Origin of the sequence: Frigoribacterium sp. PhB116 (assembly GCF_004364285.1) — a bacterium.
Classification (GTDB): domain Bacteria; phylum Actinomycetota; class Actinomycetes; order Actinomycetales; family Microbacteriaceae; genus Frigoribacterium.
In genome coordinates this window covers 247,503-262,067 of the sequence record NZ_SOBE01000001.1, presented here as the reverse complement: position 1 = coordinate 262,067, position 14,565 = coordinate 247,503, and the positions used below count along the sequence as shown (strand labels likewise).

Genomic DNA, 14,565 nt, shown 5'->3' with positions numbered 1-14,565 from the left:
TGATCAATGGTCGGGGGCAGTGGGCCGGGGGCCGGGGTCAGGGGGCAGGGGGCAGGCGCGGGTCGTCCGGACCCTTGCCGTCGTTCCGACGCAGGTAGCGCTCGAACTCCTCCGCGATCGCCTCGCCGCTCGCCTCGGGCGAGTCGACCGTGTCGCGCGCCTGCTCGAGCTGCTCGATGTAGCCGGCCATGTCGTCGTCGTCGGAGGCGAGCGCGTCGATGCCCTGTTCCCACGCGGCGGACTCGGCCTCGAGGTCGCCCCGGGGGATGCTGACGCCCGCGACCTCGTCGAGCTTCTCGATCAGCGCGAGGGTCGCCTTGGGGGAGGGCGAGGCGTGCACGTAGTGCGGCACCTGGGCCCAGATCGACAGGGTCGGGACCCCGGCGGACTCCACCGCGTCCCCGAGCACGGAGAGGATGCCGACCGGGCCCTCGTAGGTGCTGCGCTCCAGGCTCAGCTCGCCCCGCACCTCCTCGTTGTCGCTGCTGACGAAGACCGAGATGGGACGCGTGTGCGGCACGTCGGCGAGCATCGCGCCCAAGAACACGACGGCGGAGACGTCGTGCACGTCGATCAGGTCGACCACCTCGGCGGCGAAGCCGCGCCAGCTGCGCGAGGGCTCGGCGCCGAGCAGCACGAAGACGTCCGGGGCGTCGCCCGCGGGGCCGCCGGCGGGCGTCGAGGCCACCTCCGGGGAGGCGTGCAGCTGGATCCGGGGCCACACGAGGGCGCGGACCCCGTCGTCGTCGTACCCGACCTGGGGGCGGTTGAACTGGTAGTCGATGTAGCGCTCTCCGTCGAGCTCGGCGACCGGCTCGAGCGCGAGAGTGTCGACGATGCTGCGGGCGACGCCGCTGGCCGCCTCGCCGGCGTCGTTCCAGCCCTCGAACGCCACGACCAGGAGGCGGCCCGTCGCGAACGACGGCGTGCCGCTCACCGCCGACCCCTCGGTCGTCGTCTCGTCGGGCACTGCGTCTTCACCGGGCACGGGATCCTCACCGGCCGGGCACGGTCCCCGGCGTCTAGCCCTCCACGATAGCCGTCCGACACCGTCGAGGAGGCGGCAGCGCGGCGGCCCTGACCGCTCCCGTAGACTCGTGCCCCGTGACCGACTCCCTGCCTGCCGCCGTCCTCTGGGACATGGACGGAACCCTCGTCGACACCGAGCCCTACTGGTTCGACTCCCAGGTCGACCTCGTCGCCTCCTTCGGGGGCACCTGGACGAAGGCCGAGGGCGACACCCTGATCGGCTCGGGCCTCTGGCACTCGGCCGCCGTCCTGCAGCGGCACGGCGTCGACCTGCCCGCGGACGAGATCATCGACCGGCTGACCACCGACGTGCTGACGCGCTGCGCCGAGCACGTGCCGTGGCGCCCGGGAGCCCGCGAGCTCCTCGCCGAGCTGCGGGCCGCCGGCGTCCCGACCGCGCTCGTCACGATGTCGATCCGTCGGATGGCCCAGTTCATGGTCGACGCGATCGGCGACGACTCGTTCGACGCCGTCGTGGCCGGCGACGAGGTCGAGCACAGCAAGCCGCACCCCGAGGCGTACCTGCGCGGTGCCGAGCTGCTCGGCGTCGACGTCGCCGACTGCGTCGCCATCGAGGACAGCGTCCCGGGCCTCACCTCGGCGATGGCCGCGGGCGCCGTCGCGCTGGGCGTCGAGCACGCCGCGCCGCTCACCGACGACTCCGGCTACGTCCGCCGCGACACGCTCGTCGGCGTCGGCCTGGCCGACCTGCGCGAGATGCACGCCTCGGGCCGGCGCGCCCGCGACGCGCGCACCTCCGACTCCTGACCTCCCGGCGCCGCGTGCGCCGCCCCTCCCGCACCGCGGCCCCGATCCGGGCCCGACAGAGAGCAGCACCCACCATGACCGCCACCCGTCGACAGTCCGGCCCGTTCCTCGAGGGCGACAAGGTCCAGCTCACCGGCCCCAAGGGCAAGATGAACACCGTCGTGCTGACCCCCGGCGCCGTGTTCCACACGCACCGCGGCATGATCGCCCACGACGACCTCGTCGGCCTCCCCGACGGCTCGGTCGTGGCGAGCACGACCGGCGACGAGTACCTCGCCCTCCGCCCGCTGCTGAGCGACTTCGTCATGTCCATGCCCCGCGGCGCGGCCATCGTCTACCCGAAGGACGCCGCCCAGATCGTCGCCTTCGCCGACATCTTCCCCGGCGCCACGGTCGTCGAGGCCGGCGTCGGGTCGGGCGCCCTGTCGCTCTGGCTGCTCCGCGCGATCGGTCCGGAGGGGCGCCTCGCCTCGTTCGAGCGCCGTCAGGAGTTCGCCGACGTCGCCCAGGGCAACGTCGTGAGCTTCTTCGGCGCCGAGCCGCAGAACTGGACGGTCACCGTCGGCGACCTCGTCGAGGAGCTCGCCGCAGTCGTCCCCGACGGCACCGCCGACCGGGTCGTCCTCGACATGCTGGCCCCGTGGGAGTGCGTCGACGAGACGGCCGCCGCCCTCACGCCCGGCGGGCTCGTGATCTGCTACGTCGCCACGGCGACCCAGCTCTCGCGCGTCGCCGAGGCCCTCCGCGCCTCCGGCCAGTTCACCGAGCCCGACGCCTCCGAGACGCTCGTCCGGGGCTGGCACGTCGAGGGCCTGGCAGTCCGCCCGGACCACCGCATGATCGGGCACACGGGCTTCCTCATCACCGCCCGTCGCCTCGCACCGGGCGCGGTGCTGCCCCAGCTCAAGCGCCGCCCGTCGAAGTCCGACTACTCGGACGAGGACGTCGAGCTGTGGACCCCCGGCGCGCTCGGCGAGCGGTCGGCGAGCGACAAGAAGCTGCGCAAGACCGCGCGGCAGGCTCGCTCGGCGGCCGACAGCGCCGTCGCCGCGACCGAGAGCCTCGCCGAGACCGACGGCGACGACCGGGCCGACGCGCCGCACTAAGCTGTCCTCCGCATCACCAGCGACCCGCCAGTCGCGGCCCCCGGCCGCAGCCCAGGAAAGAGCCTCCGTGCGCAAGATCCCCGCCCTCGTCGTGACCGTCGGCCTGCTGGCCTCGCTGACCGCGTGCGCGACGACCCCCGCGCCGGGCTCCGCCGGGTGCCCGCCCACGGGCGACGCCGCCTCGGTCGTCACCGCCACCGGCGCCTTCGGCGAGAAGCCCGACGCCCAGGTGCCGAGCCCGATCGTCACGACCGAGACGCAGGTCTCGACCCTGATCGAGGGCACCGGCGACCGCATCCTCGACGGCACGCCGGTCATCATCGACTACACCCTCTACGACGGCACCACCGGCGCCGAGGTCGAGGACTCGGGCTACGACGGCAGCCTGAACGCGCCCATCACCGTCGGCGGCAGCGCCCTGGCTCCGCTCGCCTCCGCCCTCGAGTGCTCACGGGTGGGCTCGCGCGTCGCCGTCGCCATCAAGGCCTCCGAGCTGTCGGCGTCGGTCAACGGCGGCGCCGGCGCCACCGACGACGCCCCCGACGCGGCCTACGTCGCGATCGTCGACATCCGCCAGTCCTTCCTCGCCAAGGCGAACGGCCGCCCCGTGCTCGGGGCGCAGGGCATGCCCGCCGTCGTCCGCGCCCCGGACGGCGCCCCCGGCGTGACGGTCCCCGCGTCGGAGGCCCCCACGTCGCCTGAGTCGCACCTCGTCCTCGACGGCTCCGGCCGCGAGCTGGCCGCGGACGACACCGCCGTCGTGCAGTTCACCGCCGTGACGTGGGCCTCGCCCTCGACCGTCGCGACCTCGTCGTGGACCGACGGAGGGTCGGCCACGTCGCTGCCGCTCGCGGACGAGCAGATCCCCGGCCCGATCCGCGACGCGCTCGTGGGCACCGCGATCGGCTCGCAGGTGATGGTCGTCGTGCCCGCCGACGAGACGGCCGGCGCCCCTCAGCCGCTCGTCTACGTCTTCGACGTCCTGGGCGCCCTCTGACCCGCCGTCCCGTGTCGCCCCGCCGTCCCCTCCTCCGGGCCGCGGGGCTCGCGGGCGTGTCCTAGGATCGACCCGTGGCAGCCGTCCGCGCTCCGCGCATCCCCGTCGAGGAACGCCTCTTCAGCCTCGTCCTCGCCCTCCTCGCGACCGACGCGGGCCTGACGAAGACCGAGGTCCTGTCCACCGTCCAGGGCTACCGGCAGAAGTACGTCGCCGGCGGCGACAACGCGGCCCTCGAGCGGCAGTTCGAGCGTGACAAGGACGACATCCGCGAGCTCGGGGTGCCCCTCGAGACCGTCGACGACCCTGCCGCGGCCGGTGACAACCACCTCCTGCGCTACCGCATCCTCCGCGGCGACTACGAGCTCCCCGTCGACATCTCCTTCTCGCCGGAGGAGACGGCCCTGCTCACGCTCGCGGGCATGGTGTGGCGCGAGGGCACCCTCTCGGCCGAGTCCCGCCGCGCGCTGCTCAAGCTGCGGTCCCTGGGAGGCGCGACGAGCGTCCCCGAGCTCGCCTACGCCCCGCGGGTCCGCAGTCGCGACGCCGCCTTCGAGCCGCTGCGCACCGCCCTGGACCGCGGCGTCGTCGTGCGCTTCGACTACCTCAAGCCGGGGGAGGCGGCGCCCCGTCGTCGAGAGGTGGCGCCCTTCGCGCTGGTCCAGCACCAGGGCCGGTGGATGGTGTCCGTCGTCGAGCCCGACACGTCGTCGCGCAAGAACTTCCTGCTGTCGCGCATCGTCGGCCCGGTGACCGTCACGACGAAGGCGTTCGCGCGCCCCGCGGACGCCACCGCCGACTCCGCGCTGGAGGGCCTCGACCGGCTGTGGGAGCAGAACACGGCCACCGTCCGCGCCGCCCCGCACTCGGACGCTCGCACGCGCCTCGGCGCACGACGCGGCACCGTGCAGGGCGACGACGACGTGCTGCTCGTGCACTACAGCGACCGCCAGGTCCTGGCCGAGGAGCTGACGTCGTTCGGGCCCGAGGTCGTCGTGCTCGCGCCCGACGACCTGCGCGACCTGGTGGCGTCGCGCCTCCGCGACCTCGCTGCGGACCATCCCGTCGACGCCGCCCCGGGCCGTTCCTCCGCGGGCTCCCGTGCCGCCACGAGCGGGGGAGCAGCCTCGTGACCGACCGCCGACCTGCCCTGCACGCGACCGACAAGCTCGCGTTCCTGCTCTCGCTCGTGCCCTGGCTGATCGACCACGAGCGCGTCAGCGTGGCCGAGGCCGCCGCGCACTTCGGCGTGGGAGTGGCCGACATCCGCCGCGCGGTCGAGCTGATCGCCGTGTCGGGCATCCCGGGGGACACCGCCCAGTACCAGCACGCCGACCTCTTCGACATCGCGTGGGACGACTTCGAGCAGAACGACGTCATCGTCCTCACGAACCTCGTGGCCATCGACGACACGCCCCGCTTCTCGGCGCGGGAGGCGGCCGCGTTGATCGCGGGCCTGCAGTACCTGTCGTCGCTGCCGGAGAACGCGGACCGCGGAGCCGTCGCCTCGCTGATGTCGAAGCTCGCGCGCGGCGCCTCGGGCGAGCCGAGCCAGGTCGCCGTCGCGCAGGAGGGCACGAGCGAGGTGCTGGCCCTCGTCCGCGACGCCGTCGAACGCGGAGTGCAGCTCGAGTTCGACTACGCCGGCGTCCGAGGGCAGGTCGAGCGGCGCCGCGTCGACCCCCTCCGGGTCGAGTCGCTCGACGCCGACTGGTACCTGCGCGGCTGGGACCACCTGAGGGAGGCGCTCCGCACGTTCCGCCTGGATCGCATCGCGTCGCCTGCCCTCACCGACGCGCGCATCACGCACCGCGCCGCCGACCTGTCGCTGCCCGACACCCTCTTCGAGGGCTCGCCGGACGACCTCGACGTCGTCGTCGAGATCGACGCGGCGGCGGCGCCGCTCCTGGACGACTACCGGCCCTCCGACGTCGAGGACGCGGGGGAGGGGCGCACCCGCCTCACCCTCCGGGTCGGCCACGTGGGCACCGTCGCCCGTCTCGTCAGCGGTCTCCCGGGCCGTGCCCGCGTCGTCGCACCGGACGAGGCGCGTCGTGCCGTCGCCAGCTGGGCCGCCGAGGCCGCCGCCCGGTACGACGCCTGAGCCGCCCGGCCGCCGAGTCAGCTCGGGTCGCTCGACGTGGCCCCGACCGCCAGGTCCCGTCACAGGCTCCGGGTTACACTGGGGACTCCCCTTCCCGCTAGGAGACACCCCTCATGCTCGGAAACCTCACCGGCTGGCACCTGATCATCATCCTGGCGATCATCCTGCTGCTGTTCGGCGCCCCCAAGCTGCCCGCCCTCGCGAAGAGCATCGCCCAGTCGATGCGCATCTTCAAGAACGAGATCGGCGACGACAAGAAGTCCGGCGACGACGACGTCACCCGCAGCTCGGCGACCGACAGCACCGTGCGCCGCGACGCCGACGTCCCGACCGTCCGCCCCACCAGCGGCGACGACCACCTGAAGAACTGACGCGTGGCCACGACGACGACTCGTGGCACCGACGAGGGCGACCAGGCACCCCGGGGCTCGCGGAAGCGCTCGGCCGACGGGCGCATGTCCCTGGGCGCGCACCTCGTCGAGCTGCGCAAGCGCCTCTTCCGATCTGCCCTCGCACTGATCCTCGCCAGCGTGGCGGGATGGTTCGTCTCCCAGTTCGTCCTCGACTTCCTGCGGCAGCCGGTCCTCGTGCTGGCGGGCGGCAACGCGAGCGAGGCCGTCCTCAACTACGGCCAGATCACGAGCAGCTTCGACCTGCGGATGCAGATCGCCGTCACCGTCGGCGTCATCCTCAGCAGCCCGGTCTGGCTCTACCAGGTCTGGGCGTTCATCGTCCCGGCCCTGGTCCGTCGAGAGAAGCTCTACGCCGTCGGCTTCATCGGCTCGGCCATCCCGCTCTTCCTGCTCGGCTGCATGAGCGGCGTCTACGTCCTGCCGAACATCGTGCGCGTGCTCACGGGCTTCGTCTCCGAGCAGGACGCCGCGATCATCGACGCGAAGCAGTACTTCGACTTCGTCCTCAAGCTCGTCCTCGCCTGCGGCATCGCGTTCGTCCTGCCGGTCTTCCTCGTGCTCCTCAACTTCGTCGGGGTCATCAGCGCCGGCGCGATCATCAAGGGCTGGCGCGTCGCCATCCTGCTGATCGCGGTCTTCACCGCCATCGCGACGCCCGCGGCCGACATCTTCTCGATGTTCCTGCTCGCGGTGCCCATGGTGTTCCTCTACTTCGTCGCCGCCGGCGTCGCCTGGATCCACGACCGCGGCGTCGCGAAGCGCGCCGCGGCACTCGACGCCGAACTCGCCGGAGGGTGACCCCATGACCAGCAGCGACCTCAGCCCGGCCGCCCGCTTCGCCGCCTCGAAGAACCGCGTCCGCACCCCGCAGCTGCAGTCGTTCCGGTCGCGCCTCGGCTTCTCGCTCGACCCGTTCCAGGAGGCGGCCTGCGCCTCGGTCGAAGAGGGCTCGAGCGTCCTCGTCGCCGCGCCCACCGGTGCCGGCAAGACCCTGGTCGCCGAGTTCGCCATCCACCTCGCGATGCAGCACCCCCGCGACAAGGTCTTCTACACCGCGCCGATGAAGGCGCTGAGCAACCAGAAGTTCCAGGAGCTGGTGGCCGAGTACGGTGCGTCCGAGGTCGGCCTGCTCACCGGCGACACCAACGTCAACTCGCGCGCCCGCATCGTCGTGATGACGACCGAGGTGCTCCGCAACATGATTTACGCGGGCTCCGAGATGCTCGACGACCTCCGCTACGTCGTCCTCGACGAGGTGCACTTCCTGGCCGACCGCTTCCGCGGCGCCGTGTGGGAAGAAGTGATCATCCACCTCCCGCTCGACGTGCGCCTCATCTCGCTCAGCGCCACCGTGTCGAACGCCGAGGAGTTCGGCGACTGGCTGCAGACCGTGCGCGGCGGCACCGACGTGATCGTCTCCGAGGACCGCCCGGTGCCCCTCGACCAGCACGTCCTCGTCGGGGGCAAGTTCCTCGACCTGTTCGACTCGAGCGGGCAGGCGGCGACCAACCGCGTCAACCCCGAGCTGCTGCGGGCCACGTCCCTGTCGAGGCGAGGAGGCGGCAGCCGACGCGAGCGCGGCGGTCGCGACGGCTTCTCGGGTCGCGGCCCGCGCGGCCACGTCGTGCCGCCGACGCAGCACGCCCAAGGTCGCCTCGACCGCTGGAAGATCGTCGAGATGCTCGACGACCAGAACCTGCTCCCGGCCATCTTCTTCGTCTTCAGCCGCGTCGGCTGCGACCAGGCCGTCAAGCAGGTGCTCCGGTCGGGCATCCGCCTCACCACGGCCGACCAGCGCCAGGAGATCCGCGAGATCGTCGAGGCCCGGTGCCGCACGCTCCGTGACGAAGACCTGGCGGTGCTCGGCTACTGGCAGTGGCTCGACGGCCTCGAGCGAGGCGTCGCCGCGCACCACGCCGGTCTGCTGCCCGCCTTCAAGGAGGTGGTCGAGGAGTTGTTCCAGAAGAAGCTCGTCAAGGTCGTCTTCGCCACCGAGACCCTGGCTCTCGGCATCAACATGCCCGCGCGCACGGTCGTGCTCGAGAAGCTCGAGAAGTTCAACGGCGAGGCCCGCGTGCCGATCACGCCGGGGGAGTACACCCAGCTGACCGGCCGCGCCGGCCGACGGGGCATCGACGTCGAGGGCCACTCCCTCATCCAGTGGCAGCAGGGCCTCGACCCGCAGGCCGTCGCGAGCCTCGCCTCCCGACGCACCTACCCGATGAACTCCAGCTTCCGCCCGACCTACAACATGGCGGTCAACCTGATCGAGCAGTTCGGCCGGTCGCGCACCCGTGAGGTGCTCGAGACGTCGTTCGCGCAGTTCCAGGCCGACCGCGCCGTCGTCGACCTCGCCCGCAAGGTCCGCACGCAGCAGGAGAGCCTCGACGGCTACGCCCGCAGCATGCAGTGCCACCTCGGCGACTTCGGCGAGTACACCACGATCCGTCGCGAGCTCGGCGACCTCGAGAAGCAGGGCGCGGCACGAGCCGACGCGCAGTCACGGGCCGAGCACGACAAGCGCCAGCGGCACCTCGCCGACCTGCGCCGTCGCCTCCGCCAGCACCCCTGCCACGCCTGCCCCGAGCGCGAGCAGCACGCCCGCTGGTCCGAGCGCTGGTGGAAGCTCAAGAAGCAGACCGACCAGCTGTCCGCCCAGATCCGGGGGCGCACCGGCGCCGTCGCCAAGGTCTTCGACCGGGTCACCGACGTGCTGCTCGACCGTGGCTACCTCGAGCCCGCGTCGCCGCGCTCGTCGACGTCCGGCGCCGCCGCGCCCGGCTCGTCGAGGCGCGGGGGCGACCGCACGGCCGAGGTCGCGGTCACGTCGACCGGCCGCACCCTCCGCCGCATCTACGGCGACCGCGACCTGCTCGTCGCCGAGAGCCTGCGGCTCGGGCTCTGGGACGCGCTCGACGTGCCCTCGATGGCCGCGATGGCCGCCACCCTCGTCTACGAGCCCCGCCGCGACGAGGGCCAGCTGAGCGAGCGGTTCCTGCCGCGCGGCGCGTACCGCGAGGCCCTCGACGAGACGCAGAAGCTCTGGGCCGAGCTCGACGACCTCGAGCAGGAACACCGTCTGCCCGGCAGCAACCCGCCGGCTCCTGGCTTGGCGCTGGCCATGCACCGGTGGGCCAGGGGAGCGGACCTCGACTCCGTCCTCGAGGACGCCGAGCTCGCCGCGGGCGACTTCGTCCGGTGGACGAAGCAGACCATCGACCTGCTCGACCAGCTGTCCGTCGTGGCTGACCTGCCGGTGGGGCCGATCGCCCGCCGGGCGCTCGACGCCGTCCGGCGCGGCATCGTCTCCTACTCGGCGGTCTGAGGCGGGGCCCGGCGGTCCGGGCCGGCTCCGCAGGGTCGCTCTGGACCTGCAGGAGGCGCGCCCCGCCTCCCAGCCTCGCCCCCGTAGGATCGCACGGTGCCCCTCCGCGTGACCGACTTCCGCCTGCCGCTCTGGGTGGCCGTCCTCGTGGCGGCCGGGGCCGGGGTCGTCCTCGACGCGGGCTTCCCCGACGGTGACGTCTGGCCCCTCGCCTTCGTCGGGATCGCCCTCGTGCTGGTGTCGCTGCGCGGCCGCCGGGCCGGGGGAGCGTTCCTCGTGGGCCTCGTCGCCGGGCTCTCGTTCTACCTCGTCCACATCTTCTGGGCGACCCTCTACCTGGGTCTGCTGCCGTGGGCCGCGCTCTCGACCCTCGAGGCACTCTTCTTCGGCGCCGGGGCCGTGCTCATCGCCCTCGCCTACCGCTGGGTGCCGCGCATCTGGCCCGGCCTCGTCGGCCAGGCAGTCGTCGTCCCGGTCGTCGTGGCCGGCCTCTGGACGCTCCGCGAGTTCGTCGCGGGCAACTGGCCGTACGGCGGGTTCGCGTGGGGCCGCATGGCGCTCAGCCAGTCGCAGAGCCCGTTCGCGGGGCTCGTGGCGTGGGTCGGCATCTCGGGGCTGAGCTTCCTCATGGTCGCCCTCGTCGCGGCGCTGATCCAGCTCGCCCTCATGGTCACGCTGCCCCGCGCGACCCGGCTGCTGGCCGGCGCGATCGCCGTCGTCGCGGTGCTCGCGGTCCCCGCCTGGCCCACGTCGTCGAGCGGCACCGCCCGCATCGCCGGGGTGCAGGGCAACGGTCCGGCCGGCTACTTCGACGAGAGGGAGCAGGGCGACCTGCTCAACTCGCAGGTGCTCGCGATGAGCGGCCTCCAGCCCGGCGACGACCTCGACCTCGTCGTCTGGCCCGAGGGCGGCAGCGACCGCGACCCCACCCGCGACGCCTACGGCCGCTACGTCTTCGACGCCATCACGACGGGCTACGACGCGCCCCTCCTGTCGGGCGTCATCACGCAGAGCGACGACGGCGAGACCGTCTGGAACTCCTCGATCCTCTGGGACGACGGCGAGGTGCAGGGGCAGTACGACAAGAAGCACCCGATCCCGTTCGGCGAGTACGTGCCCGACCGTTCCTTCTGGCGGCCGTTCGCACCCGACCTGATCGACCTCATCGCCCGCGACTACACGCCCGGCACGCGACCCGAGGCGATGACGATCGGCGACTTCACGGCCGGCATCTCGATCTGCTTCGACATCGTCGACGACCAGCTCGTCACGAACATGATGCGCGACGGCGCCCAGGTGATCATCGCGCAGACCAACAACGCCGACTTCGGCGACACCGACGAGAACGCCCAGCAGCTGGCGATCGCCCGGCTGCGGGCCATCGAGACGGCGCGCCCGGTCGTCAACGTCTCGACCATCGCCTCCAGCCGGGTCATCGACGCGCAGGGAGACATCGTCGCCGGCGTCCGGGACTTCACGGCCGGCACCATGGTGCACACGGTCGACCTCGGCACCGGGACGACGCCCGCGGTCGTCGACAGCCGGGCGATCGAGCTCTTCGTCTCGTTCCTCGGGCTCGCCCTGCTGGTCCTCTCGCGGGTGCTGATCGGCGGAGAGCGGAGCCGGCGCCGCCGCCTCCTCGCCTCGGCTCCGTGGGCCGAGCTCACCACGCCGCGGCTGGCCGCCGAGAGGCCCGTGGCCCTCGAGGACGAGCTCGACGACCCCGGCCAGTTCGACTCGGTGCGGCGCGGACGACGACGCCGCTGACGTCGGTCCGGGGCCTGCGGCACGGGTCGCGGACGCCCCGCACGCGGACGCACATCGGCCCCGGCGTCGTGACGACGACCGGGGCCGATGGTGGGGGAGCGGGCCAGGAACCTGGAGGCGAGCCTCAGGCTCCTATGGCCTGCTTGCCGCGACGCGCGCGGAGGAACGTCAGGCGCTCCTCGAGGAGCTCCTCGAGCTCCTCACGGCTGCGTCGCTCCAGCAGCATGTCCCAGTGGCTCCTGGGCACCTTGACGTCTCCGGCCTCGATCTCGACGGGCTTGCCGTCCGCGGCGAGCAGACGACCCTCCTGGCCGCTCTTGGGCGACTGCCAGATGTCGGGGATCTCCGCGTCGGCCGCGAAGACCATGTCGAACTCCGTGCCGTCCGCCGTCTGGTAGACGGCACGCTTCCGGGGTGAGAACTCCACGCCCTCTTCGCTCTGCAGGCTCTGACTGCCGAGCCGCATGCCACGCAAACTGCGATCTGCCATTGTGTGGTCTCCTCTCGCGTTGCAATCTCCCGTTGTAACGTCAGGTCGGGTCCGCCTGTTTCATCCGAGACGGATTCACAGTCCGCTCACAGTGCCCTGGCAGTGGCGGCCCGCACCTCCGCTAGGGCGAGATCGGCCCTGTCGGACACGAGTCCGTGCACGCCGAGGGCGAGCAGACGGCGCATGGCGACGGGGTCGTTGACGGTCCACACGTGGGTCTCGACGCCGATCGCCTCGAGATCGCGGACGCGGCGACGGGTGACGACGCGGACCGGGCCCTGGCGCTCGGGCACCTGCACGGCCCCGCAGCCGCGGAGCGCACGGGCCGTCAGCCGTCGCCGGAGCGCCGTGACGGGCACGGCGCCGAGGGCGACGACGGCGACGACTCCCCAGGACGACGCCGAGGTGGCGACGCCGGGGAGGCCCGCCAGCACCCGTCGTCGGATGCGCTGGTCGAACGACGTGAGCAGCACGCGGTGCTCGGCGCGGGCACGCCTCACCGCCTCGATCGTCGGGTCGACGGCCTCGGCGACCTTGACGTCGATGTTGAAGCGCGTCTCGGGGAACGCGTCCAGCGCCTCCTCCAGGGTCGGCATCTCGTAGCCGTCCTCGAGTCGGACCAGCCGGACCTCGGCCAGGGTCAGGTCGCGTACCGACACGTCGCGGCCAGCGACCCGCGAGAGGTCAGGATCGTGGCTCACGACGGCGACGCCGTCGCTGGTCGAGTGGACGTCGGTCTCGACGTAGAGCGCGCCGGCCGCGACGGCCTGCAGGAACGACGCCGTCGTGTTCTCGGGCACGTCGAGTGCCAGGCCTCGATGCGCCAGCACCCGCGGTGTCGGACCCTCGAACCAGACGGAGGCGCGGGCCGGCCCCACTAGGGAGCGGCCGGGGGAGCGGCGGGCGGCACGTCCGTGCTGCCGTCGGAGGAGCCGGTCGTGCCGGTCGTGCCGGCGGACCCCGGCAGGTCACCGACCCCGGGACGTGTGACGGTCGGGAAGCCCAGGTCGGGCTCGCTGCCGAGGTCGACCGTGGTGGCGAGGTCAGGTGTCTGCTCGGTGTCGGACACCTTCGTCGTGCCGCGGTCGACCCAGCCGGGCGCCGCTGGGTCCTTCGGGGCGAAGAAGCCCGAGCCGATGCCCTTGAGCGCCTCGGTCAGCTCGCTCGGGATGATCCAGAGCTTGTTCGCCGAGCCCTCGGCGAGCTTCGGCAGCGTCTGGAGGTACTGGTAGGCGAGCAGCTTCGGGTCGGGGTCGCCGAGGTGGATGGCGTTGAAGACGGTGTCGATGGCCTCGGCCTCGCCCTGCGCCCGCAGCACCTGTGCCCGGGCCTCGCCCTCGGCGCGGAGGATGGCGGACTGGCGCGAGCCCTCGGCCTCGAGGATCTGCGACTGCTTCGTGCCCTCGGCGGTGAGGATGGCAGCGCGGCGGTTGCGCTCGGCGCGCATCTGCTGCTCCATCGAGTCCTGGATGGACAGGGGCGGGTCGATCGCCTTGAGCTCGACGCGTCCGACGCGGATGCCCCACTTGCCGGTGGCCTCGTCGAGGACGATGCGGAGCTGGCCGTTGATGTTGTCCCGGCTCGTGAGGGCCTCTTCGAGGTTGAGACCGCCGACGACGTTGCGGAGGGTCGTCGTGGTCAGCTGCTCGACGGCACCGAGGTAGTTGGCGATCTCGTAGGTCGCCGCCCGGGCGTCCGTCACCTGGAAGTACACGACCGTGTCGATGGAGACGACCAGGTTGTCCTCGGTGATGACCGGCTGCGGCGGGAACGAGACGACCTGCTCGCGCATGTCGATCAGCGGCCGGACCCGGTCGATGAAGGGGACGAGCAGGTTCAGCCCCGGCATGAGGGTCTTGTGGTACTTGCCGAGGCGCTCGACGACGCCGGCGCTGGCCTGCGGGATGATCCGCACGGCTCGGAACAGCACGACGAGCACGAAAACGACGACGATCGCGACGACGACGACGGTCACGATGGTGGTGGGGTCCATGGTCAGTCCCTTCAGGCGGGGACGACCAGGGCGGTCGACCCCTCGATGGCGGTGACGACGACCGGCGCGCCGGTGTCGAGGACGATGCCGGCCGAGGCCGGGGGAGGAGGGAGGAGGCGGGCCGTCCAGGTCTCGCCGTTGGCGAGCTTCACCTGGCCGCCGTCGACGCCGATGGGGACCACGACGGTGCCGCGGATCCCCATGAGCGCAGCCAGGTTGCTCGGCGTCGGGTCTCCGCCCTTGCCAAGTGCCCGCAGCAGGGGAGGCCGGACGGTGAAGAGCAACAGGACGGCGATCAGCCCGGCGACGAGGATCTGGAGCCACCATGGAGCGCCGAAGAGGCCGGCCAGCAGGCCGCCCGCGCTGCCGATGGCCAGCATGAGGAACGTGAGCTCGAGGGTCGTGACCTCGACCACGACGAAGACGAGGAGCAGCCCGATCCAGATCAGCCACGCCCATTGGGTGACGACGTCCACGTCGGCCTCCTTCGTCTCGCGTGCGGTCGACCCACTACGTGGTCCGTGCACGGTGTCGTCGACGCACTGTGCCCATGAACGTACCAGGGGCGGCCGG

General features: G+C 72.4%; 14 protein-coding genes. 9 read left to right on the top strand and 5 right to left on the bottom strand.

Annotated features, from left to right (window positions below):
• Positions 1–37: 37 nt before the first annotated feature.
• Positions 38–937 carry a PAC2 family protein gene (locus EDF20_RS01145; protein ID WP_133738066.1) on the bottom strand — a complete coding sequence of 300 codons (900 nt, stop codon included), beginning with the start codon at positions 935–937 and terminating at the stop codon, positions 38–40.
• 167 nt (positions 938–1,104) lie between these two features.
• Here EDF20_RS01145 and EDF20_RS01140 point away from each other — a divergent pair, with 167 nt between their 5' ends.
• The 9 genes from EDF20_RS01140 to lnt all read left to right on the top strand — a co-directional run bounded on the left by EDF20_RS01140 (position 1,105) and on the right by lnt (position 11,509).
• On the top strand, positions 1,105–1,797 hold the full coding sequence (locus EDF20_RS01140; RefSeq protein ID WP_133737462.1) for an HAD family phosphatase: 693 nt from the start codon (positions 1,105–1,107) through the stop codon (positions 1,795–1,797).
• Between the two features lie 74 nt (positions 1,798–1,871).
• Positions 1,872–2,903 carry a tRNA (adenine-N1)-methyltransferase gene (locus EDF20_RS01135; RefSeq protein ID WP_133737461.1) on the top strand — a complete coding sequence of 344 codons (1,032 nt, stop codon included), beginning with the start codon at positions 1,872–1,874 and terminating at the stop codon, positions 2,901–2,903.
• A 67-nt stretch (positions 2,904–2,970) separates the two neighbouring features.
• Positions 2,971–3,900 (top strand): hypothetical protein, encoded by a 930-nt coding sequence (locus EDF20_RS01130; protein WP_123545633.1) that lies wholly within the window; start codon positions 2,971–2,973, stop codon positions 3,898–3,900.
• Positions 3,901–3,974: 74 nt separating this feature from the next.
• A complete protein-coding gene (locus EDF20_RS01125) occupies positions 3,975–5,033 on the top strand; it encodes a WYL domain-containing protein (protein WP_243833328.1) in 1,059 nt (352 codons plus the stop codon).
• Positions 5,030–6,004, top strand: coding sequence for a WYL domain-containing protein (locus EDF20_RS01120; RefSeq protein ID WP_133737460.1), 975 nt, complete (start codon positions 5,030–5,032; stop codon positions 6,002–6,004). Before EDF20_RS01125 ends, EDF20_RS01120 begins: the two co-directional genes overlap by 4 nt.
• 113 nt (positions 6,005–6,117) lie before the next feature.
• Complete coding sequence (tatA, locus tag EDF20_RS01115) at positions 6,118–6,375, top strand: twin-arginine translocase TatA/TatE family subunit (protein ID WP_133737459.1); 258 nt, start codon at positions 6,118–6,120, stop codon at positions 6,373–6,375.
• Positions 6,376–6,378: 3 nt separating this feature from the next.
• Positions 6,379–7,215, top strand: coding sequence for a twin-arginine translocase subunit TatC (tatC, locus tag EDF20_RS01110; RefSeq protein WP_347876480.1), 837 nt, complete (start codon positions 6,379–6,381; stop codon positions 7,213–7,215).
• Between the two features lie 4 nt (positions 7,216–7,219).
• Positions 7,220–9,742: a DEAD/DEAH box helicase gene (locus EDF20_RS01105; protein ID WP_123545628.1), complete on the top strand. Its 2,523-nt coding sequence runs from the start codon at positions 7,220–7,222 to the stop codon at positions 9,740–9,742.
• 96 nt (positions 9,743–9,838) lie between these two features.
• Positions 9,839–11,509, top strand: a complete 1,671-nt coding sequence (lnt, locus tag EDF20_RS01100) for an apolipoprotein N-acyltransferase (RefSeq protein ID WP_233568931.1) — start codon at positions 9,839–9,841, stop codon at positions 11,507–11,509.
• A 124-nt stretch (positions 11,510–11,633) separates the two neighbouring features.
• Here the strand turns inward: lnt and EDF20_RS01095 are convergent, their stop codons facing one another.
• The 4 genes from EDF20_RS01095 to EDF20_RS01080 all read right to left on the bottom strand — a co-directional run bounded on the left by EDF20_RS01095 (position 11,634) and on the right by EDF20_RS01080 (position 14,468).
• On the bottom strand, positions 11,634–11,999 hold the full coding sequence (locus EDF20_RS01095) for an RNA polymerase-binding protein RbpA (RefSeq protein WP_123545626.1): 366 nt from the start codon (positions 11,997–11,999) through the stop codon (positions 11,634–11,636).
• Positions 12,000–12,085: 86 nt separating this feature from the next.
• Positions 12,086–12,829 (bottom strand): glycerophosphodiester phosphodiesterase family protein, encoded by a 744-nt coding sequence (locus EDF20_RS01090; protein ID WP_243833327.1) that lies wholly within the window; start codon positions 12,827–12,829, stop codon positions 12,086–12,088.
• A 47-nt stretch (positions 12,830–12,876) separates the two neighbouring features.
• Positions 12,877–13,992, bottom strand: coding sequence for an SPFH domain-containing protein (locus EDF20_RS01085; protein ID WP_166644733.1), 1,116 nt, complete (start codon positions 13,990–13,992; stop codon positions 12,877–12,879).
• An 11-nt stretch (positions 13,993–14,003) separates the two neighbouring features.
• Positions 14,004–14,468 (bottom strand): NfeD family protein, encoded by a 465-nt coding sequence (locus tag EDF20_RS01080; RefSeq protein ID WP_133737457.1) that lies wholly within the window; start codon positions 14,466–14,468, stop codon positions 14,004–14,006.
• Positions 14,469–14,565: the final 97 nt, after the last annotated feature.